This window comes from Conexibacter sp. JCM 18997 (assembly GCF_055391915.1).
Genome location: NZ_AP043885.1, coordinates 650,386 through 670,997, shown reverse-complemented (window position 1 = coordinate 670,997; position 20,612 = coordinate 650,386). Strand labels below are relative to the sequence as shown.

The window sequence follows — 20,612 nt, the reverse complement described above, 5'->3', positions numbered from 1 at the left end:
AAGGGCGGCCCGGGCGGTGCGAGGTGTGTGACCCTCGCACCGCCGATGGGCCGGTGGGCCTAGTAGGTCGCGGTGCCCTTCATCGCGAAGGGGAACTTGCCGAGGATGTCACCGCGGACGGTGAACGATCCCTTGATGCCCTTGTACTTGCCGCTGCCCTTGGTGATCGTGCCCTTGCCGGTGGCCACGGTCCCCTCCAGGGCGGTCGTGTAGGTGTAGTAGATCGTCCCGCCCGGGACCTTCCAGTACCCGACGCTCTTGGGCGGCGAAGTGGTGCTGTGGCCGGTTCCGGTGCCGAACGTGCCGGTGACCTTGGAGTTGACCTCGTAGTCGGGAGGTCCGGACGACTTCCCGTTGTCGGTGATCGAGAACTTCACCGTCTTGGCGGATGCGACCGTCGGGACGATCAGCGTCACGGCGGCGATCGCCGTCGCCATCAGAACGGCAACGGACCTGCGCGAGAACACAGACACGGCTCTCCTCCTGTGCTGGTGGTTGTGTGTGCGTCAGTTGGCCTTGGGCGCGGCGCCCTTGGCGAACATCGAGTTGAGGTAGTCGTCGGTGAACCAGCTGTCGGGCGGTCCGTCAGGCTGGCCCGGAGTGGTCAGCGACCACGACTTGTCGGCCCACTGGTCGAGGTTCTCATCCGTGAGCAGCGGGATCTCGGCAACCATGCTCGAGAGCTTCGGGCCCTGCCCCTCGAGCATCCGCAGCGCGACGCTGCCGGCGGCGTCGCCCAGGGCCGTGGGCCCGAATGCCGTGCCCACACCGTGGTAGCTGTCGCGGTTGTTGATCCAGTACCCGACGCCTCCCTTCGTCGGGCCGATGTCGGCGACGATCGGCATCGGGCGCCCGCTCTGCTGGAAGGCGCCCATGATGCCGTCGGTCATCGTGCCCGCCTGGAGGACCCCGTCGACCTTGCCGGGGTGCGTGGCCAGGTACTTCAGGGTCTCGGACTTGGCGTTGGCCGACAGGTAGTTGCCGTACACCTCGCCGACCGTCTTGGCGTCGGGGCAGTTCTTCAGCGCGGCCTTCTGCCCGGCCGTGGCCTCGGTGTCGGCCGGCGATCCAGGGATGCCACCGACCTGCAGAATATTGCCCTTGCCGCCGAGCATCTGGAGCAGGCGAGCGCTGGCCTGGGCGTTGGCGAGCGTCAGGTTCGGACCGACGTTGATGGCCTCGGGCGACTCGATCGCGTTCTGGACGCTGATCGTCGGGATGCCCTTGTCGGCCCCGCGCTTGACCGCCTCGATGAACGCGGGCGCGATCAGCGGCTCGAGGATGATCAGGTCGACGCCCTCGTTGACGAAGGCGTTGTAGTTCGCCAGCGCGTTGGGGATGTTCACGTCCGCGCCCATCGTGCGGAACTCGACGTCGCTGACCAGCGGGCTGGACTTGAGCTTGTCCACGACGGCCTGGCCCATGTCGTTCTGGAAGCCGGCGGTGGCCGGACCCCACACGACGCCGACCTTGTACGGGGGCGCGCCCTTGGGCTTCCAGTCCGCCCACGGGCTCTTCTGAACCGCGTACGGGTAGCCCTGGTAGGCGGCCTGCTGATCGGCAGGGAGTTGCGCGACCACGCCGTCGGGGTCCTTGACCGCGGCCATCTGCAGGCTCCCGCAGCCGGTCTTCGGCGGCGTCAGCGAAACGGTCTTGGCGTCCGACGCAGAGCCACCGCTCGTGCCCTGCGACACCGATCCACCGCCACAGGCAGTGAGGCCCAGCACGACGATGGCGGCCGCGACCGGGGCCGAACGGCGAGCGATCTTGCTCATGTCTCCTCCAGCGCGGGAAGTCGCGCCATCTCTCCTCATACGAAACGGAGCGTATCAGTCGATCAAGCGGCTCGCAACGTCCCGTATCGAAACGGAATGCGCGAAGAGGGCGCGGCCGCGAAGCCCGCGCGCGCCTACAGCGAGGTCGCCGCGGCAGGCGAGGCCAGCCCGGCGAAGGCGGCGTCGATCGCCTGCTCGGCGTAGCTCTCGTCCAGCTCGCGGTGCGCGAACAGCAGGCGCAGGTAGACCGGCGAGTAGATCATCTCGACCATCAGGTCGACATCGACGTCGGAGCGGATCTCTCCGGACTCGACGCCGCGCTCGAGCAGGCTGTGGATCGCCTGGCGCCGGCCATCCCAGAAGCGCTCGCGGAAGTCCGCCAGCGTGGAGTCGTCGTACTGCCCCTCGGCGATGATCTGCGCCACCAACCGACCCTCAGGTCCGGCGTACTGGCGGATGAGCGAACGCAGGTGCACGACCAGCGCGTCATGCACGGAGAGGTCGTCGGGGATCGGCGTGTTGACCAGGTGGTGCTCGACGAACGCGTCGATCACGACGGCCGCCTTGCTGGGCCACCAGCGGTAGATCGTGGTCTTCCCCACGCCGGCCCGCTTGGCGATCGCCTCGATCGACAGCTTCTGCACCGTCGTCTCCTCCAGCAACGCGACGGTCGCCTCGAGGATCGCGGACCGACTCGCTTCGCTCCTGGTCGCCATGCGACAAACGATACGCAACGGATCGGTGGTTTCCACTTGACGATGCGATACGATACGGCGCGATTCAAACGGAGGAGAGTCGCAGAATGAAGTTGGGACGCATCACGAGAACGGGGCTCGACGGCCCCACGCCGCGCCTGGTCGCGGTGCATCCGGACGACGGCCGCGTGGTCGACCTGGCCGCGGCCGAGCGCCTGCGGCTGCTGGACCAGGGCGCGACCGCCGAGGCCTCCCGGCGCGTGAGCGACGCCATCTTCCCGCCCAGCATGTCCGACGCGATCTCCCTCGGCGCGGTGTTCCTGGCCGCGGCTGAGCGGGCCGACGCCACAGCAGCCGACGACGCGACGCTTGACATCAACGCGGTGCAGTGGATCGCCGCGCTGGACCCGCCGGTGATCCGTGACTCGCTGACCTTCCCGCTACACATGAAGCAGTACGGAGAGGCGCTCGGAGTCGGGGCGCCCAACCCGCAGCTCTTCCGCACACCCGGGTACTTCAAGGGCTCGACCGGTGTCGTCTACGGCCACGACGAGGAGATCCCCTTCCCGTCCTTCGCGCAGAGGCTCGACTACGAGCTGGAGCTCGGCTTCGTCGTCGGTGGCCGCGGGCGCAACCTCACGCCCGAGCAGGCCGAGGATCTGCTGTTCGGGCTGACGATCTTCAACGACTTCTCCGCGCGCGACATCCAGGCTCGCGAGATGGGCGTCGGTATGGGTCCGCAGAAGTGCAAGGACTTCGCCTACGGCATCGGCCCGTGGATCACCACCATCGGCGACCCGGACCTGCCGCCGCTGGATCAGCTGTCGATGAGCGTGCGGGTCAACGGGGAGCAGTGGGCCACCGGGATCAGCGAGGGGATGATCTACTCGGCCGCCGAGCTGATCGCCTACGTCTCGATCGGCGATGTCGTGCAGCCCGGCGACATCATCGGCTCGGGCACCGTCGGCAACGGATCGGCGCTGGAGCTGGGCCGCCACCTCAACCCGGGCGACACCGTCGAGCTGGAGATCGAGGGCGTCGGCGTCCTGCGCAACCGCTTCACCGAGCAGCCCGAGGAGTACCCGTGGTGGCCGCAGCCGCGCGAGAACCCCTTCGAGGCGGTGGCGTCGTGAGCGACCAGACCGCCGCGCGACTGTCGCTCGCGGAGGACCTGCAACTGCTGGAGCCGGTCCGCCGCGTCGTCACCGGGCACGACGACGAGGGCCGCTCGATCATCGTCAGCGACGGGCCGGCCCCGCACAGCAACGCGCCCGCGACGGTGCCCGACCTCGTCGCCCGCGTGATGTGGATCACCGACTCCGCGCCGGCGTCCAACGCCGGGCGGGAGGACGCCGCGCCGGCCGGGATGGTTCCGCCGATCGGCCCGCCCGAGAACGGCACGATCTTCCGGGTCGCCGACTTCCCGCCCGACAGCCGCTACGACGGCATCGACATCGCGCAGATGTTCCGCGAGATCGGCGGCGCGGACGCTCACGCTGCGGGCCAGGACGCCGAGAGCGACCCGCGCCACTTCTGGTTCCACAAGACCCAGACGATCGACTACGCCATCGTGCTCGAAGGCGAGATCTGGGCGCTGATGGACGTCGGAGAGTGCCTGCTGCGCCCCGGGGACGTGCTCGTCCAACGCGGCACCAACCACGCGTGGTCCAACCGCAGCGACCGCCCGTGCCGCATGGCGTTCGTCCTCATCGACGCGCTGCCCGATGCCTGACGCGCGCCCGCCGATCATCACCTGCGCCCTCACCGGCGGCTACCACGACAAGGCGACCACGCCGGCGCTGCCCGAGCAGCCCGACGAGATCGTCGCCCAGGGCGTCGCCGCATGGGAGGCGGGCGCCGCGGTGCTGCACGTCCACGCGCGAGACCCCGACGGGCGCAACACGACCGACAAGGAGGTCTACCGCGAGATCCACACGCAGCTGTGCGCGCAGACCGACGCGATCGTGCAGCTGACCACCGGCGGCGGACTGACGCAGACCTACGAGCAGCGCCTGAGCACCGCGCTGATCAGCCCCGAGATGTGCTCGCTGAACATGGGCCACGTCCTGTTCTTCACGCGCGACGGCCGCGCCCTGATGCTCGACAACCCGCGGGCGCAGATCGAGTGGTTCGCCCGCGAGATGCTCGACCGCGGCGTCAAGCCCGAGCTGGAGGTCTACAACCCGACGATGCTCGAGGAGGTCGAGCGCCTCGTCGACTCCGGCCTGCTGCAAGCGCCCCTGAACGTCGGCCTGGTGCTCAACGCGCCCGGGCAGAGCGCCGCGCGCGGCACCTGGCAGAACCTCGCGCACATGGTCTCCCGGTTGCCCGCCGGCTCCAACTGCAGCGTCATCGGCATCGGCCGGGCGCAGTTGCCGCTGACCACGATGGGTCTGGCCATGGGCCTGAACATCCGGGTCGGGCTCGAGGACAACGTCCGCTACAGCCGCAGCGAGATGGCCCGCGACAACGCCCAGCTCGTCGAACGCGCGGTGCGCATCGCCGCGGAGCTGCAGTTGCGTCCCGCGACGCCCAGCGAGGCGCGCGAGATCCTCGGCACCCGCGGACGCCGCGACGGCCAGCTGCCCGACGCCCTCGTCGCCCACGAGCAGCCACTCAACGACCCGCCGCTGGACATGGAGCGCGCCGGCGATGAGTTCTCCTCCGTCTGAGGCGCCGGCGGACGCGCGCCCGCGCACGCTCGCCCAGCTGCGCGAGATGGCGCGCGGCCGCCGTCCGGCGCGTCTGGCCGTCGTGTGCGCGAACGACGGCGTGGCGCTGGAGGCGGTCGCCGACGCCGTCGACCTGGGCATCGTCACGCCCGTCCTCTACGGCGACCTGTCGGCGATCGCGGCCAAGGCTCCCGTGGGTCTGCTGGACCGCTGCGAGGTGGTGCCCGCCGACGGCCCCGAGGGCGCGGCCGGGCAGGCGGCCCGGGCGGCAGGCGCGGGCGAGGTGGACGTGCTCATGAAGGGCGCGCTGCGGACCGATCAGCTGCTGCGCGCCGTCCTGGCCCGCTACGCCGGCCTGCGCACCGACCGCCTGCTCAGCGACGTCGCGTTCTACGAGGACCGCCTCCAGGGCGACGCGCGACTGGTCGGCATCACCGACGGCGGTCTGACCATCGCCCCCACGTTGGCCGACAAGCGCGACATCGTGCGCAACGCCGTCGATCTGCTCCACCGGCTCGGCTTCGCGCGCCCGCGCATCGCGATCATGAGCGCCACTGAGGTCGTCACCCAGGCCGTCCCCTCGACCCTCGACGCCCAGGCGCTCAGCGCGGAGGGAGCGCACGGCGACTTCGGCGAGTGCGAGGTGTTCGGTCCGCTCGCGCTCGACAACGCGCTGCTGCCGTCGGCGGCCGTGGCCAAGGGCATCGACCACCCGGTCGCCGGCCACGCCGACTGCCTGGTCGCCGCCTCCATCGAGGCCGGCAACCACCTCGGCAAGGCGGCCAAGTACCTGGGCCAGAGCGTCCTGGGACACGTCATCGTCGGCGCGAAGGTGCCCGTGCTGATCCCATCGCGGGTCGAGAGCGCGCAGGACAAGCTCACATCGATCGCGCTAGGCGTGATCTGCAGCAGCGATGCCTGACCCCCTGATCCTGGCCATCAACCCCGGGTCCAGCTCCACCAAGGTCGGCCTGTTCCGCGGCGCACGGCAGTCCGCGACGGCGAGCGTCGTTCACGCGGAGGATCAGCTGGCCGCCTTCCGCGGGCGGCCGATCCTCGACCAACGCGAGATGCGCGCCGCGGCCATCCGAACCTGGCTGGACGAGCAGGAGGTCGACCCGGTCGAGCTGACCGCCGTCGCCGGCCGTGGCGGCCTGCTGCCGCCGCTGCCCAGCGGCACCTACCGCGTCGACGACCGGATGCTCGAGCTCCTGGAGCGCCACGAGCGCGGTGAGCATGCATCGAACCTCGGAGCGGTGCTCGCCGCCGAGCTGGCCGGCTCGGCGGGTGTCGACGCCTACGTCGTCGACCCCGTCGCGGTCGACGAGTGGCCCGCGCACGTGCGCCTGTCCGGTCATCCGGCGCTGCCGCGCGAGTGCCTGTCACACGCCCTGAACACCAAGGCCGTGGCCAAGCGCCACGCTCGGGAGATCGGCCGCAGCTACGAAGATCTCCGGCTGATCGTCGCCCACCTGGGCAGCGGCATCTCCGTGTCCTCCCACGCAGCGGGCCGCATGATCGACGTGACCAACTCGCGCGAGGAGGGCGCGTTCTCCCCTGAGCGCGCCGGCGGCGTGCCCGCCGTGGCTCTGGTGGAGCTGTGCTTCAGCGGTCGCCACGACCGCCGCGCCGTGGAGGACATGCTGTTCCGCGAAGGCGGCCTACTCGCGTACCTCGGAACCCGCGACGTCTCCGAGGCACTGCGCCGGGCCAGCAGCGGCGACCCAGACGCGACGCTCGTGATGGAGGCGATGGTCCACCAGATCACCCGCGAGATCGCCGCAGCCGCCGCGCCCCTGCGCGGCCGCGTCGACGCGATCCTGCTGACCGGAGGCATGGCGCACGCCGAGCAGCTCGTCGCCGCGATCAGCGAACGCGTCGACTGGATCGCGCCTGTTGGCGTGTACCCGGGCGAGGACGAGCTGGTCGCGCTCGCCGAAGGGACACTGCGCGTCCTCGCCGGCGACGAGGACGCGCAGACCATCTAGCTGGTCACGGACCGACGCAGCGGTTGCGCTGCGTACCGAGCCCGGTGATCTCGCCTTCGAGCACGTCGCCGTCGCGCAGGAACCGCCCGTAGTGCGTGCCGTTGCCGGCCGGCGAGCCGGTCATCACCACGTCGCCGGCCAGCAGCTGGATCTCGTCGGAGAGGTACGCGATGAGCGCGGCGACGTCGAAGATCATGTCTGCGGTGCTCTCGTCCTGCATCACGTCGCCGTTGAGGCGTAGTGTGATCGTCAGGTCCTGCGGATCCTTCACGAACGCCGACGGGACCACGTACGGCCCCAGCGGCTTGAACGTCGGCGCGCACTTGGACCGCAGCCAGTCCACGGAGACCGGGCCCGCGTCCTTGCGCGGCACGAAGTTGCGCGCGGTGAGGTCGTTGACGATGGTCCAGCCGGCCACGCACGAGAGCGCGTCCTCGCGACCGACGTGCCGGGTGTCGCGGGCGATGACCGCGCCCAGCTCGAGCTCCCAGTCGGTCTGGTCGCTGTCGGCGCGCAGCTGCACGTCGTCGTCGGGTCCGGTGATCGAGGACGGCAGGCCGGCGAAGACGAGCGGGACGCCGGAGCGTGCGCGTTCGTCCATGACCGCGGTCACCTCAATGCGGATCTCCTCCGGCGTCATGTCCGGGCGCGATCCGGCCTGCGAGTCGACCATCAGGTCGATGACGTGCGTGCGGTAGTTCATTCCCGCACCCAGCAGCTGGCGAGGAACGATCGGCACCAGGCGGCGGAGGTCGGCCTCGGCCTGGGCCGGGGCGTCCTCGAGCGCGTCGGCGATCCGCCGGATGTTCGCGTCCCAGTCGTCGAGCAGGCCGGGGATGCCGGTGTCCTGCCAACCGGGGAGCAGCTCGCTCACAGCGGCGACGCCGCCGTGGAAGACCGCGCCGGTGAATGGGCCGTCTTGGCCTTCGAAGCGGCCGAGGGCGAAGTCCGTCATGCGGCTCCTGCCGTCGTGGTCAGCGGCGACGTGAGGCCGGCGCGCGACAGGCTCGCCTCCGTGGCATCGATCTCGTCCAGCTGCTTGAGGATGTGGCGCGGGGTGGCGTCGCCGTTGACCTTCTGGAGGAACGGCGTGTGGTCGAAGACGAGGTCGCGCAGGACACGCACGGGCGCGGGTGTGTGATGGAACATCTTCCCGAGCTGGCGGGCCTGCTCGGTCATCTTGCGCGTGTGCGGCTTGCGCCAGTCCTCGTAGCGCTGCAACGCCGCCTGGACCTGGTCGCGGTCGGCGATGTCGGCCTCGGCCAGCGCGGCGGCGAGGAAGTACCCGTCCTCGATCGACATGCCGGCGCCGTACGCGGCGTACGGAGACGTCGGGTGGCAGGCGTCGCCGACGAGCGTGACGCGGCCCTGGGACCACTGCTTCAGCGGCGGCCGGTCGCGGATCTGCCAGCGGAAGCAGTTCTCCGGGTCGGTCTGGGCGATGAGCGACGCCAGTGGCTCGGCGAAATGCCCGACGTGCTCCAGCGCGTACTCCTTGACGGGCTCGTCGAAGGGCTCGGCGGCGTCGTGGGCCTCGAGCATCCACCACTCGTAGCCCGGCTTGCCCTCGTGGAGGATCGGCGTGTAGCTGCCCTGACGGGTGCGGTCGTGCGCGAAGACGCCCTGCGTCGGGACGGGCCCGTCGAAGGTGAACCAGCCCGCCATCAGGTGGATGTTCTGCTCGCGGATCGGCTCGTCGCCCCACAGCTGCTTGCGCACGACCGAGTTCAGCCCGTCTGAGCCGACGAGCAGATCGACCTCGAGGTCCTCACGCCCGTCGATGTGCACGACGACGCGGTCGCCGCGGTCCTCGAAGCCCGTGACGGGCTGACCGAGGCGGAGCATCCCCGGCGGCAGCGTGTCGAGCATCCGCTTGTAGAGACCCCAGCGCACCAGTCCGATGAAGCCGCCGTTGTACTCGTCCACGACCGCCTTGGGCAGCCGGAACTCCGCGCGCTGGTGCCCGTCCCACCGGCGCAGCGTCGTGTGGCAGGGCGCGCCGAGATCCTTGATGTCGACGCCGATCAGCTCGAGCACCTTCTGCGGCGGCGGCCACAGGTTCAGGATGTTCCCGGCGGCGCGCACCTCCGGGTAGCGCTCCAGCAGCACGACCTCGTAGCCGAGGCGGTGCATCGCCAAGCCGGTGGCCATGCCACCGGGCCCGGCGCCGACGACGCCGACGCGTCCGCGCGAAGCCATGTCAGCCGCGGGCGACGAAGCCTTCGAGCATCTCGTCGCTGCGTCCGACGAGACCCGGCGGGATGGCGACCATGTGCACCGCGGGCAGGCCGATCTCGGTGCGGAACGAGTTGTTGGGCCCGTCCTCGACGCGCCAGAGAACCGGCTCCCAGTCGGGCACGTAGTTGCGATAGCCGCCCGAGTTCAGCTCGTAGCGCAGACCGGCGGGGTCGCGGAAGTACAGGTAGTTCTGCTCGCCGATGCCGTGCTGGCCCGGCCCGTAGTCCACGTCGTGGCCGTGCTCGAGGATGAGCTTGGCGCCCTCGGTCAGGTCGTGGTTGGTCTCGACCCAGAACGCGACGTGGTGCAGGCGCCCGGGGGTCCCGTCGAAGTCGAGGATGAAGCCGTAGTCGTGGGACTTCTCGTTGTTCGTCGCGACGCCGAAGAACCACGGTCCGCCCGGCTCGGGCTCGACCGCGGCCATGAGGCGGAAGTCGAGGACGTCGCGGTGCCAGTACATGGCCTCGCGCACGTCGGGTGCAGTGACGGTGAGATGGTCGAGCAGACGCACGCCGATGCCGCGGGTGCTGCGCCGCTGCGGACGCTCCGGGTAGGGCGACTCCTCACCGGCAGGCGCGACCGCGCGGTCGACGTCCCAGAACAGCTCGGTCGGGTGCCCGGCCGGTCCGACGAAGCGGTACGCCCGCCCGTGACCGAAGGAGGACTCGATCCACTCCCCCTGGATGCCGGCGGCCTCGACCGAGGCGACGGCGATGTCCAGCTGCTCGGCGTTCCAGCTGCGGAAGGCGCCGTGGCCGAGCGCGGGCTCGGGCCCCTCCGTGAGGACCAGGCTGTAGGCGTAGTGATCACCCCAACAGCGCAGGTAGACGGAATCGCTCTCCTCGCGCACGACGTGCAGGCCGAGGATGTCGCGGGCGAACGCGACGGACTCGTCGAGCTTCGGCGTCATCAGCTCGACGTGCGACAGCATGGACAACGGGCGATGCGGCATGGACTCTCCTCCGACTCTGTACGAAACGGAGCGTATCAGAAGTGTGTAGGCTTGGGGACATGACTACGGAGGAGAGCGTCGTCGTCATCGGCGGCGGCATCGGGGGTCTGACCCTCGCGTACGGACTCGCGCGCGCCGGATACGGCGTCGAGGTGGTCGAGGCCGGCGGTCGAGGCGACCGCCTGGGCACCGGCATGACGCTGCTGGGCAACGCGTTACGAGCGTTGGACGAGATCGACCTCGCCGACGAGATCGTCGCGGCCGGCTTCGGCTGGGACGCCGTCTCTATGCGCGACGCCGGCGGCGCCGTCGTCCACGAGCAGCCCCTCCCCCCGGTCTTCCGGCCCGACGGGCCCCGGGCGATCGGGATCATGCGCACCCGCCTGGCCGATGTGCTCGAGCAGCGCGCCCGCGACAGCGGCGCCGTCGTTCGCTTCGACACCGCCGCGACGGCGATCGATCAGGACGCCGACGGCGCTTCGGTGACGCTGTCGGACGGCCAGACCCTGCGCGCCGACCTGGTCGTGGCCGCCGACGGCGTCTACTCCAAGACGCGCGCCGCGGTGTTCGGCGATCACGCCCCGCGCTTCACCGGCGAGAGCGGCTGGCGCTACACGATCCCGCGCCCGGAGAACCTCAACGGCCTGGCGCTCTACCGATCGGGCCGGCACACGATCGGCGGCCTGCCGCTGTCGCACGACCTGGCCTACCTGTTCTACCTGGAGCACACCGACGAGCGGGTGCGCATGCCCGCCGATCAGCTCGGCGAGTTGCTGCGCGAGCGCTTCGCCCCGTTCGACGCGCCGGAGCTCGTGAAGGCCGCGGCCGAGATCGACGACACGCGGCACATCAGCTTCCGCCCTTACGACGTGCTCTTGATGCCCGGGCCCTGGTACCGCGGCCGTGTCGCGCTGCTGGGCGACGCCGCGCATGCGCTCACGCCGCAGCTGACGTCGGGTGGCGGGATGGCGATCGAGGACGCGGTGGTCCTCACCCAGGAGCTGGAGCAGGCCGGCGGCGACATCGACGTGGCGTTGCGCGCGTGGGACGAGCGCCGGCAGGCCCGGGTCATCCCGATCTACGAGAATTCGCTGCGCATCTGCGAGCTCGAGCAGGACCCCAACAACGACGGGCAGGAGGGCATGCGGCTGATGGGTGAGAGCCACATGCTGCTGGCGCAGGCCATGTGACCTGCGCCAGCCGGTCTCAGCGGGGCGTCAGGCCTCGCTGAGGACGTGCGAGCACGCCTGGTGCAGGCGGAAGATGTCGGGCAGCTCCGCTGGGTCGACGCGTCCGTAGCCGCAGACGGCGCCGATGCCGAAGTGGTCCAGGTGGCGGTGGGCGAGCGCGATGCGCTCGCGGCAGCCCTCGGCGCCGTCGGTGTGGACGAGTCCGAGGTAGACGACGGTGTCGCCAATGTCGAGGTCGTCCAGCGGCGCGAAGAACGCGTCGTCGGGCTCGGCCACGACGGGCATGTGGATGTAGGACAGGTCGTGGGCGCTGCGCTGCTTGGCCTCGTTGGACATGCGAACGCACGCCGACAGGTCGCCCATGTCCTTCATGGGCCAGCCGCCCCAGGTGCCGTAGCACCAGTGGATGCCGAGCAGCACGTCGTCGGGGACCTTCTCGGTCAGCGGGCCGACCGTGGCGGCGTGGCGCTCGATCTTCTGGTCGAAGGTTTCATGCGGCCAGTGGCCGATGCTGACGCCGTCGCCGGAGGCCAGATCCACGAACTCCATGGCGAAGTCGAACTGGATCTGCAGGTCCTCGGCCGGCACGACCTCGAGGATCTTCTCGATCTCCCGGCCGATCGCCTCGTGGTAGGCGGCGTGGATGATCGGCCACTCGTCGGGCTCGCTGAAGAAGTAGGAGACCGCGCTGCCCGTGGCGGGCAGGCAGACCTGGAAGCGGACGCCGTCGGGGATCACGCCGTCGGCGCGCAGCTGCTTGAACGTCTCGTATGACGTCAGCGCCTCGGTCGCGTAGCCGAGGTCGTCGAAGTGCAGCTCGGTGACGCCGGGGTTCAGCGCGAACAGGAACGACGCCTCCCACACGTCGGGCTTGGCGTCGGGCTGGGTCTGCACGCCGCCGTCGGGTGAGCGCGTGACGCGCAGGTCGGGATGCTGGGAGTAGACGGTGCGCGGCAGGAAGCCGATCCAGATCTTGCGCAACCCCACCTCCCCGTCCGGGATGCCCAGCAGCTGGTCGCCGATCAGCTCGCCGGCGGTGCGCATCCCTTCCTCGACGGTGTCGTACGGCATGCTGCCCACGAGCAGCACAGGGTGGTCGACTTCCGAAGCCATCTAACTCTCCTCGCGTAACGGAACGGTGCGTAGCGTATCGAAACGGACGAGACCTCACCACTCGTCACCAGATGCGGGAAGCTGGGTCTGTGACGCTCGCCTTCGACGACAAAGGGCGACTCCGCCCCGGCTCAGCGCCTGGCTGGGGCTACAGCTGGTGGCTCGTCGCGCACGACGTCACCAAGGCCGACTTCGAGGCCATGACGCCGTCCCAGCGGATGGAGCTGTGGATCCAGTACGACGCCGCGCTGCATGACGGCTGGGCGCCCGACGTGACGCCGGACGAATGGGTCGGGCCACACCACCCCTCCGCCCCGTCTCGCGCCGGCCAGACCTCGCCGCCCCGAACCAAGCCGAAGCGCTCGCGGGAGCGATAGTCGCTGCTCGGAACGCGCGATTGTCGCGCTGGCTGTCGCGCACACTCCCTCAGAACGACAAAACCCCCGATCAGATCGGGGGCTTTGAGAGTACCGCTACGGGGATTCGAACCCCGGTTTCCGCCGTGAGAGGGCGGCGTCCTAGTCCCCTGGACGATAGCGGCAGGTGAACGCTGAAACAGGGTAGCAACCCGGATCTCAGAATCGTCGCCGCTTTACTCGAACAACTGAGCAAACGGTTGAACTGGTCCAACCGGTTGTGGCGCGTCGGCGCTCTGCCGGTCGTACAGAAGTCCATGCTTTGGTCGAAGCGTGATCCCCGATGTGGGGATGAGGCGAACGGAGGACAAACGCTGGTCCTATTGGTCCCACCTAGTGAAAGACATGGATGTCAATCATGCCCCTCTCTCGCAGCCGTAACGCCGCCACCATCGCCGAGCTCAAGGACCGCCTGACGAGCCTCGACGCCAACTGCCTGACCGACCTGGTGGCGGGCATGGACGCCCTCAACCGGGGCGACCTGACCGTCGCGGTCGTGCCCGTCACCACGCCGATCACCGACTCGCACGCCACTGGGGACGTCGCCGAGCTGGTCGAGCTGTTCAACGGGATGCTCGACAAGGCGCAGACCGCCATCAACGGCTACAACAGCTTCCGCGAGGAGATGCGCGCGGCCCTGGGCGACCACTCCTCACTGCAGGAGCTGCAGGCCCGCCTGACCTCGCTGAGCGACCACTGCCTCGTCGCCCTCGGCGAGGGCCTGGACGCGATGACGCGCGGCGACCTGACCGTCGACGCGCAGCCCGTCACCACGGCGCTGACCGCCGAGCCGGGCACCAACCTGGGCACGCTGGGCGAGACGTTCAACACGATGCTCGGCCGGGCGCAGGGCGGCCTGGGCGCCTACAACGTCATGCGCACGCAGATCGGCGACCTGATCGGCGACATCGCCAACACGTCGTCGGCCGTCGCCGGCGCGTCGGAGCAGATGTCGGCGACCGCGGTCCAGACCGGCCAGGCGATCGACGAGATCGCCCGCGCGTCCACCGATCTGGCCCACGGCGCCGAGCGGCAGGTGACGTCGATCGCCGACACGCAGGAGCTGTCGCACGAGGCCGCGTCGCTGGCCACGACCGCCCACGAGATCGCCGGCCAGGGCGTCGAGATGACGTCGCAGATCGCCTCGATCGCCGACCAGACCAACCTGCTGGCCCTCAACGCGGCCATCGAGGCCGCCCGCGCCGGCGAGCACGGGCGCGGCTTCGCCGTCGTCGCCGACGAGGTGCGCAAGCTGGCCGAGTCGTCGGCCGCCACGGTACGCGACACCGAGCAGGCGTTCAACGAGCTGGCCAGCTCGGTCTCTCAGGTCGCCGAGGTCGTCGCCAAGATCGAGGCGGCGACCGGCGACGTGCGCGCGGTGGCCGAGGACGCCAGCGCCGCCACGCAGCAGGTCTCAGCTTCGGCCGAGCAGTCGTCGGCCTCCACCCAGGAGGTCAGCGCTGCCACCCAGGAGCTCGCCGCCCGCGCAAGCGAGCTGGACGCCCTGGTCGGCCGATTCACCCTGGTGGGCTAACGCCCACGAGGTAGGACGAAGGACCAAGCGAGCAGGACCGCGCCCGCGTCGCCGATCCCTAGCGGCGGCGCGGGCGCCACTCGCGCATCGCGCACTCGACCTGGTCAGGCACGAGCGGCCCGACCGGCAGCGGCGTCGGCGCCTGGCGCTCGGCCCGCATGCCGTCGATGACCAGCGTGAGGATGCGGCGCCAGGTATCCGGCTCCACGTCGCGCGTGTACTCCGCGACCGAGCCCATCGCGAACTGGATGAGCGGCAGATCCGACGGGGCGATGTCGGCGCGCAGCTGCCCGGAGCGCTGAGCGCGCTCCACCAGCTCGGTGACCAGCGGGACGATCCGGTCGCGCGCCCGGCCGATCTGCTCACGGCCGTGGGCCGAGCCGGACATCAGCTCCTTCAGGCCGCGGTCCGCGCACTGGCGCTCGACCGTGCCCTCCATGAACGCGACGAAGCCCTCCCACGGGTCCTCGACGCTCAACGCCGCCTCGGCCTGCGCGACGAACAGGTCGAGCTGCTCCTCGAAGAGCGCCGAGATCAGCTCCTCCTTGTCGGCGAAGCGGCGGTAGACGGTGCCCACCCCCACGCCGGCCTCCCGCGCGATCGCGTCGAGCGAGACCTCCAGGCCGTCGCGGGCGAACACGACGCGGGCGGCCTCGAGGATGCGCTGGCGGTTGCGCTCGGCGTCACGACGCAGCGGGCGGGGCGCGGCGGGCGTCTCGGCGGCGGACATGTGACCCATGTTACTCAAAAGTGGACGACACCCCTCCAGTTTCGTGCTACATTGCCGATAAGAAGTTGAGAAGCATCCTCCACTTGAGACACGAGAGCCCCATGAACGCCACCGCCAACCCACACCACAGCCGCCGCTGGTGGATCCTCGCGATCCTCGGCATCGCGCAGCTGATGGTCGTCCTCGACGCGACGATCGTGAACATCGCGCTGCCCTCCGCCCAGGCGGACCTGGGCTTCTCCGATGACAATCGTCAGTGGATCATCACCGCCTACGCGCTCGCGTTCGGCTCCCTGCTGCTGATCGGTGGTCGCATCGGCGACCTGTTCGGCCGGCGGTTGGTGTTCGTCGGCGGCCTGCTCGGCTTCGCCGTGGCCAGCGCCATCGGCGGCATGGCCCAGAGCTTCGAGGTGCTGGTCGCCTCGCGGGCGCTGCAGGGCGTCTTCGGCGCGCTGCTCGCCCCCGCCGCCCTGTCGCTGCTGACCACGACGTTCAGCGAGCCGGGCGAGCGCGGCAAGGCGTTCGGCATCTTCGGCGCGGTCGCCGGCGCCGGCGGCGCGGTCGGCCTCCTGCTCGGCGGCGTGCTCACCGAGTACCTGAGCTGGCGCTGGTGCCTCTACGTCAACCTGATCTTCGCCGTGCCCGCCGCGATCGGCGGCCTGACCCTGATCACCAGCCAGCGTCACCCCGACAAGCCCAAGCTCGACCTGCTGGGCACCGCCGCGGCGACCGCCGGCCTGTTCGCTCTGGTCTACGGCTTCTCGCAGGCCGAGACCAAGGGCTGGAGCGCCACGAGCACGATCGCGTTCCTGGCCGCCGGCGTCGTCCTGTTGATCGCCTTCGTCGTGCGGCAGCTGCACGCCACGCATCCGCTGCTGCCGATGCGCGTCGTGCTGGACCGCGACCGCGGGGCCTCGTACCTGGCCATGGGCATCTCGGGCGCGGGCATGTTCGGCGTCTTCCTGTTCCTGACCTACTACCTGCAGCAGACCCTGGGCTTCTCGCCGGTCACCACCGGCCTGGCCTTCCTGCCGCTGGCCCTGTCGATCATGGTCTCGGCCACGATGGCCACCGCCGTGCTCGTGCCGCGCTTCGGCCCGCGCCCGCTGGTCACCGGCGGCATGGGGCTGGCCGCGATCGGCATGCTGATCCTCACGCAGGTGGGCACCGACACGAGCTACTTCACGCACGTGCTCCCGGCGCTGATCATCATGGCCTCGGGGATGGGCTTCATCTTCGCCCCGGCCATGAACACCGCCACGGCGGGCGTGGCCGCCCACGACGCGGGCATCGCCTCGGCGATGGTCAACACCGGCCAGCAGGTCGGCGGCTCGATCGGCACCGCGGTGCTGAGCACGCTGGCGGCCAGCGCGGTGACGTCCTACGCCGCCGGCAAGCCGCAGACCGCGGACGTGCTGGCCCAGGCCTCGGTGCACGGATACACGACCGCGTTCTGGTGGTCGGCCGGCATCTTCCTGGTCGGCGCGGTGGTCAGCGGAGCGCTCTACCGGCGCGGCGTGCCGGTGGTCGATCCGGCCGCGGAGCCGGTGCTCGCGCACTAGGCGCTACATTGCAACGCGCATCTGCGGATGTGGCGGAATTGGTAGACGCGCAGGCTTCAGGTGCCTGTGTCCTTCGGGACGTGGAGGTTCAAGTCCTCTCATCCGCATACCGCAGACGCTGACGAGGGCCCCGGGCGACCGGGGCCCTCGGCGTTTCAGCCCTTGACGATGATCGTCCGCCCGCGCGTGGCGGCCGTCCCGCCGGTGGGCGTGAAGCGCACCTGCACGGCCAGGCGCAGGCGGTGGCTGCGCCGCAGCGTCCGCTTGGCCTTCGTCGTCAGCTTCAGCGGCACGGCCACCCGGCCGGGGCCGCCCTTGGCGGTCGAGGTCCGCAGCAGCTTGCGGGGACCGGTCACGCGGACGGTGCCCGCCGACCCGACCTGCAGCGTCAGCGAGCGGCCGTTGACCGAGCCGATCGACACGCGGTTGGACGGCGTGCCGGTCGACGGGGTGGTTGGCGTGGTGGTCGGCGTGGTCGGCGTCGTCGAGCCGCCCGCGGCGACCGTCAACGGCGGGCTGGTCTGCGTCGTCGCGCCGGCCTGGTTGGCCGCGCTGGACACGCACCGGTACGCGCCCGCCTGATCGGCGGTCAGCGTGGCGCTGGTCGCGCCGGCGATGGCCACGTTGTCGCGCGTCCAGGCGATCGCGGTGGTCTGCGGCACCCGGTACAGGAACGCGGGCAGGATGTCGGGCGCCCACGTGCCCGGAGCGCAGGTCAGCGCCGATCCGATCGCCGTGGCTCCGGTGATCGCCGGAGCGTTGGCGCCCTCGGGCTTCTTCAGCAGCGCCGGGAACTCGGGCGTGGCGATCGTCGCGGTGAGCGTGGCGACGTCCCCACCTCCGGTCCCGTCCGTGCGCACGTAGGAGACCTTGTTGCCCGTCTGGTTGGCGAAGTAGACCCGGCCGGCCGCGGCGTCGATCGCCATGCCCTCGGGGCTGCTGACCGTCGCGCCGGCGGTGTTGAGGTCGGCCCCGCCGGTGCCGTCCAGCTTGGCCCACGAGATCTTGTTGGCGGCGAAGTTGGACCAGTAGACGCGGCCTGCCGCCGGATCCACGGCCAACCCATCCGGCCCGCTGACCGTCGCGCCGGTGGTGGTCAGGTCGCCGCCACCGGTGCCGCTGAGGTTGGCGAAGGAGATCTTGTTGGCGTTGAAGTTGGCCCAGTAGATGCGCCCGGCCGCGGGATCCACGGCCACGCCCTCCGGCGCGCTGACCGTCGCGCCGGTGGTGGTCAGGTCGCCGCCGCCGCTGCCGTTGACGTTGGCGAAGGAGATCTTGTTCGCGCCCGAGTTGGCCCAGTAGACGCGGCCCGCGGTCGGATCGATGGCGATGCCGAGCGGGCTGGCGACCGTCGCCCCGGTGGTCACCAGATCGCCGCCGCCGCTGCCGTCCAGCTTGGTCCACGAGATCTTGTTGGCGCTGTAGTTGGCCCAGTAGACCCGGCCCGCGGCGGCGTCGATCGCCGTGCCGGTCGGACCGTTGACCGTCGCGCCCGTGGTCGACAGGTCCCCGCCGATCGTCGCGTCCAGCGCGACCCAGGAGATCTTCTTGGGGGTGAAGTTCCCCCAGTACAAGCTGTCGGCAGCGGATGCGCTGCCGGGAATCGTCGCCGCGGCCCCTACCGCGGCGACCAGGAGAAGGCGCCTCATGGCGCGACTATACGGACGGACGGCTACGGCGTCAGGACCAGCTTGCCGAACGTCGTGCGCGCGCGGATGTCCTCGTGGGCCTGCTTGGCATCGGCCAGCGCGTAGCTGCCGCCGACGATCGGCTTCAGCTCACCGGCCAGCACGGCGGCGAACATCTCCTCCATCGCCTCGGCCATCAGCTCGGGGCGGCGCATCACGTGCACGAGCCAGAAGCCGACGACGGCGCGGCTGGTGCCCATCAGGCGGCCGGGATCGACCGGCGGCGCGCCCTCGCGCCCGGCCTGGCCGAAGTGCACGAGCCGCCCGAACGGGGCCAGCGCCTCCAGGCTCTGCTCGAACACGCGCCCGCCCGTCATCTCCAGGATCACGTCGACGCGGCGGCCGTCGTTGGCCTCGCGCAGCGCGGCGGTCAGGTCCTCGGCGGTCCCGTCGACCGCCACGTCGGCGCCCAGCTCGAGCGCCAGGTCGCGCTTCTCCTCGGTGGAGGCGACGGCGATCACCCGGCCGGCCCCGAAGCGCTTGGCCAGCTGGACGGCGATCGTGCCGACGCCGCCACCGGCGGCGTGCACGACGACGCTCTCGCCCTGGCGCAGCTGGGCGCTGGTCCGCAGCAGATGCCAGGCCGTCGTGCCCTGCAGCACGAGCGCGAGCGCGGCGCCGTCGCTGACCCCCTCGGGCACGTCCCACATGGCCATCTCGGCGGCCAGCGCGCGTTCCGCGTACCCGCCGCCGGCCAGCAGCGCGACCACGCGGCGGCCCTCCGGCGTGGTGCCGACCACCTCACCGCCGGGGATCAGCGGCAGCGTGGCCGGGGCCAGGTAGGTGTTCTCCGCCTGATGGGTGTCGGCGTAGTTGATGCCGGCCGCGGAGACGTCGAGCACGACCGTCCCGTCGGGCGCCTGGGGCTCGTCGACCTCGCGCAGGACGAGGACTTCAGGGCCGCCGAACTCGGTGATCTGGATCGCGCGCATGCGGGGCATTGTCCTCTACCGACCTGGGTACAGGTACTGATGTATGCCTTCCAGCGTCATCGTCGATCTCCCCCGCTCCACCCGCGCACCGGGCCAGGCCCGCGACGCCCTGGAGTCGGTCGAGTCGCTCGACGCCTCTCTGCTGGGCGACGCGAAGCTGCTGGTCTCCGAGCTGGTGACCAACAGCGTCAAGTACGGCGGCGACGGGCCGGTGCGCCTGGTCGTCCGCTACGAGGACTCGGGCCGCCTGCGCGTCGAGGTCGTCGACCGCGGCGGGGGGTTCGTGCCCGTGGCCCGCGATCGCCCGGCGACGGAGGTCGGCGGCTGGGGCCTGCACCTGGTCGAGACGCTCACCGACCGGTGGGGCGTCTACGAGGGCTCGACCCACGTGTGGTTCGAGCTGCACGTGAAGCCGCCCGCCTGACCGCAGCCAGACGGGCGCCCCACGGCATCGAGGGCTAGTTGACCTCGATGAAGAACGGCGAGCTGATCGGGCCGCCGGTGGCGACCGAGGTCAGGACGACCGTGATCTGCGTGTTGCTCGGGCAGGTCCCGACCGGGCCCATCACCGCGTTGGCGATGATCGCGCCGCTGAACGTGTGCTGCGCGGTGACCTGAACGTTCTGCGGGGCCGGGTTGAGGCCGAAGATGCAGTAGCCGCCGACGGACGGCACCGACACGTTGGACGTGCTCATGCCGTTGCCGTTGGTGACCGTGCCGGTGGCCCCGACCAGGCCGAGGGCCACGTTGGCGCCGCTGCTGCCGGCCGGGCCGGCCGGGCCGGCGGGACCAGCGGGACCCGCGGGACCCGTCGCGCCCGTCGCGCCCTTGGGCAGCGAACCGCTCTTGAAGTCCGACGAGGTCAGCGACCCGTTCTTGACCTTGGCGCCGGTGACGGCGCTGTTCTTCAGCTGCGACGTGCCGACGCTGTTGCTCGGCAGAGATGCCGCGGCGAAGGCGGAGCCGCCAAGCGCCAAGAACAGCGCGAGGTAGGCGACCACGGTGCCGTGGCGGGGACGTCCTAGACGCATGCGCGTGTGTCCTCCTGGTGTGGATGAGAGATGCCCGGCATCGAACCGGTTCCGACCGCCGAACTTCAAGGAAAACCCCCGGACTCCTGCGAAGTA

Annotated in this window: 21 protein-coding genes and 2 tRNA genes; 11 read left to right on the top strand and 12 right to left on the bottom strand. The window is 70.6% G+C overall.

Annotation, left to right across the window (positions count from 1 at the left end):
* Positions 1-59 precede the first annotated feature (59 nt).
* The 3 genes from ACZ5UI_RS03490 to ACZ5UI_RS03480 form a co-directional block, all read right to left on the bottom strand.
* A complete protein-coding gene (locus tag ACZ5UI_RS03490; RefSeq protein ID WP_464194257.1) occupies positions 60-437 on the bottom strand; it encodes a hypothetical protein in 378 nt (125 codons plus the stop codon).
* 69 nt (positions 438-506) lie between these two features.
* Positions 507-1,775 (bottom strand): substrate-binding domain-containing protein, encoded by a 1,269-nt coding sequence (locus ACZ5UI_RS03485; RefSeq protein ID WP_464194255.1) that lies wholly within the window; start codon positions 1,773-1,775, stop codon positions 507-509.
* A gap of 134 nt (positions 1,776-1,909) precedes the next feature.
* On the bottom strand, positions 1,910-2,491 hold the full coding sequence (locus ACZ5UI_RS03480) for a TetR/AcrR family transcriptional regulator (protein ID WP_464194253.1): 582 nt from the start codon (positions 2,489-2,491) through the stop codon (positions 1,910-1,912).
* A gap of 86 nt (positions 2,492-2,577) precedes the next feature.
* Here ACZ5UI_RS03480 and ACZ5UI_RS03475 point away from each other — a divergent pair, with 86 nt between their 5' ends.
* The 5 genes from ACZ5UI_RS03475 to buk are packed head-to-tail and all read left to right on the top strand — an operon-like array spanning position 2,578 to position 7,130.
* Positions 2,578-3,603 carry a fumarylacetoacetate hydrolase family protein gene (locus tag ACZ5UI_RS03475; protein WP_464194251.1) on the top strand — a complete coding sequence of 342 codons (1,026 nt, stop codon included), beginning with the start codon at positions 2,578-2,580 and terminating at the stop codon, positions 3,601-3,603.
* Entirely contained in the window at positions 3,600-4,202 is a 603-nt protein-coding gene (locus ACZ5UI_RS03470; protein ID WP_464194249.1) for a cupin domain-containing protein, read from the top strand. The genes ACZ5UI_RS03475 and ACZ5UI_RS03470 overlap by 4 nt, the downstream gene beginning before the upstream one ends.
* Complete coding sequence (locus ACZ5UI_RS03465; protein ID WP_464194247.1) at positions 4,195-5,142, top strand: beta-keto acid cleavage family enzyme; 948 nt, start codon at positions 4,195-4,197, stop codon at positions 5,140-5,142. Before ACZ5UI_RS03470 ends, ACZ5UI_RS03465 begins: the two co-directional genes overlap by 8 nt.
* Positions 5,123-6,064, top strand: a complete 942-nt coding sequence (locus tag ACZ5UI_RS03460) for a phosphate acyltransferase (RefSeq protein ID WP_464194245.1) — start codon at positions 5,123-5,125, stop codon at positions 6,062-6,064. Before ACZ5UI_RS03465 ends, ACZ5UI_RS03460 begins: the two co-directional genes overlap by 20 nt.
* A complete protein-coding gene (gene buk / locus ACZ5UI_RS03455) occupies positions 6,057-7,130 on the top strand; it encodes a butyrate kinase (protein ID WP_464194243.1) in 1,074 nt (357 codons plus the stop codon). The genes ACZ5UI_RS03460 and buk overlap by 8 nt, the downstream gene beginning before the upstream one ends.
* A gap of 4 nt (positions 7,131-7,134) precedes the next feature.
* Here the strand turns inward: buk and ACZ5UI_RS03450 are convergent, their stop codons facing one another.
* From ACZ5UI_RS03450 to ACZ5UI_RS03440, 3 genes are read right to left on the bottom strand one after another with little or no spacing between them, the layout of a single operon-like run.
* Positions 7,135-8,085, bottom strand: a complete 951-nt coding sequence (locus ACZ5UI_RS03450) for a fumarylacetoacetate hydrolase family protein (RefSeq protein ID WP_464194241.1) — start codon at positions 8,083-8,085, stop codon at positions 7,135-7,137.
* Positions 8,082-9,329: an FAD-dependent oxidoreductase gene (locus ACZ5UI_RS03445; protein ID WP_464194239.1), complete on the bottom strand. Its 1,248-nt coding sequence runs from the start codon at positions 9,327-9,329 to the stop codon at positions 8,082-8,084. Before ACZ5UI_RS03445 ends, ACZ5UI_RS03450 begins: the two co-directional genes overlap by 4 nt.
* Position 9,330: 1 nt before the next feature.
* Positions 9,331-10,320 (bottom strand): VOC family protein, encoded by a 990-nt coding sequence (locus ACZ5UI_RS03440; RefSeq protein WP_464194237.1) that lies wholly within the window; start codon positions 10,318-10,320, stop codon positions 9,331-9,333.
* Between the two features lie 59 nt (positions 10,321-10,379).
* On the opposite strand from ACZ5UI_RS03440, the gene ACZ5UI_RS03435 reads away from it, so the two are divergent.
* The gene (locus tag ACZ5UI_RS03435) at positions 10,380-11,510 is read left to right on the top strand and encodes an FAD-dependent monooxygenase (protein ID WP_464194235.1); all 1,131 of its coding nucleotides are present in this window, start codon (positions 10,380-10,382) and stop codon (positions 11,508-11,510) included.
* A 27-nt stretch (positions 11,511-11,537) separates the two neighbouring features.
* Here ACZ5UI_RS03435 and ACZ5UI_RS03430 read toward each other — a convergent pair whose 3' ends face one another.
* Complete coding sequence (locus ACZ5UI_RS03430; RefSeq protein ID WP_464194233.1) at positions 11,538-12,623, bottom strand: hypothetical protein; 1,086 nt, start codon at positions 12,621-12,623, stop codon at positions 11,538-11,540.
* Between the two features lie 89 nt (positions 12,624-12,712).
* On the opposite strand from ACZ5UI_RS03430, the gene ACZ5UI_RS03425 reads away from it, so the two are divergent.
* Entirely contained in the window at positions 12,713-13,000 is a 288-nt protein-coding gene (locus ACZ5UI_RS03425; RefSeq protein WP_464194231.1) for a hypothetical protein, read from the top strand.
* Between the two features lie 91 nt (positions 13,001-13,091).
* On the opposite strand, the gene ACZ5UI_RS03420 is transcribed toward ACZ5UI_RS03425, so the two are convergent.
* Positions 13,092-13,164, bottom strand: a tRNA-Glu gene (locus tag ACZ5UI_RS03420).
* A 233-nt stretch (positions 13,165-13,397) separates the two neighbouring features.
* On the opposite strand from ACZ5UI_RS03420, the gene ACZ5UI_RS03415 reads away from it, so the two are divergent.
* A complete protein-coding gene (locus ACZ5UI_RS03415) occupies positions 13,398-14,573 on the top strand; it encodes a methyl-accepting chemotaxis protein (RefSeq protein WP_464194229.1) in 1,176 nt (391 codons plus the stop codon).
* Positions 14,574-14,631: 58 nt separating this feature from the next.
* Here ACZ5UI_RS03415 and ACZ5UI_RS03410 read toward each other — a convergent pair whose 3' ends face one another.
* The gene (locus tag ACZ5UI_RS03410; protein WP_464194227.1) at positions 14,632-15,303 is read right to left on the bottom strand and encodes a TetR/AcrR family transcriptional regulator; all 672 of its coding nucleotides are present in this window, start codon (positions 15,301-15,303) and stop codon (positions 14,632-14,634) included.
* Positions 15,304-15,404: 101 nt separating this feature from the next.
* On the opposite strand from ACZ5UI_RS03410, the gene ACZ5UI_RS03405 reads away from it, so the two are divergent.
* A complete protein-coding gene (locus tag ACZ5UI_RS03405) occupies positions 15,405-16,865 on the top strand; it encodes a DHA2 family efflux MFS transporter permease subunit (RefSeq protein WP_464194225.1) in 1,461 nt (486 codons plus the stop codon).
* Positions 16,866-16,888: 23 nt separating this feature from the next.
* A tRNA-Leu gene (locus tag ACZ5UI_RS03400) sits at positions 16,889-16,972 on the top strand.
* Positions 16,973-17,020: 48 nt separating this feature from the next.
* On the opposite strand, the gene ACZ5UI_RS03395 is transcribed toward ACZ5UI_RS03400, so the two are convergent.
* Together ACZ5UI_RS03395 and ACZ5UI_RS03390 are read right to left on the bottom strand one after the other, a co-directional pair.
* Positions 17,021-18,514, bottom strand: a complete 1,494-nt coding sequence (locus ACZ5UI_RS03395; RefSeq protein WP_464194223.1) for an NHL repeat-containing protein — start codon at positions 18,512-18,514, stop codon at positions 17,021-17,023.
* Positions 18,515-18,537: 23 nt separating this feature from the next.
* Positions 18,538-19,485: a quinone oxidoreductase family protein gene (locus ACZ5UI_RS03390; protein WP_464194221.1), complete on the bottom strand. Its 948-nt coding sequence runs from the start codon at positions 19,483-19,485 to the stop codon at positions 18,538-18,540.
* 43 nt (positions 19,486-19,528) lie between these two features.
* On the opposite strand from ACZ5UI_RS03390, the gene ACZ5UI_RS03385 reads away from it, so the two are divergent.
* Positions 19,529-19,909 carry an ATP-binding protein gene (locus ACZ5UI_RS03385; RefSeq protein ID WP_464194219.1) on the top strand — a complete coding sequence of 127 codons (381 nt, stop codon included), beginning with the start codon at positions 19,529-19,531 and terminating at the stop codon, positions 19,907-19,909.
* A 34-nt stretch (positions 19,910-19,943) separates the two neighbouring features.
* Here ACZ5UI_RS03385 and ACZ5UI_RS03380 read toward each other — a convergent pair whose 3' ends face one another.
* Entirely contained in the window at positions 19,944-20,516 is a 573-nt protein-coding gene (locus ACZ5UI_RS03380; protein ID WP_464194217.1) for a hypothetical protein, read from the bottom strand.
* Positions 20,517-20,612 lie beyond the last annotated feature (96 nt).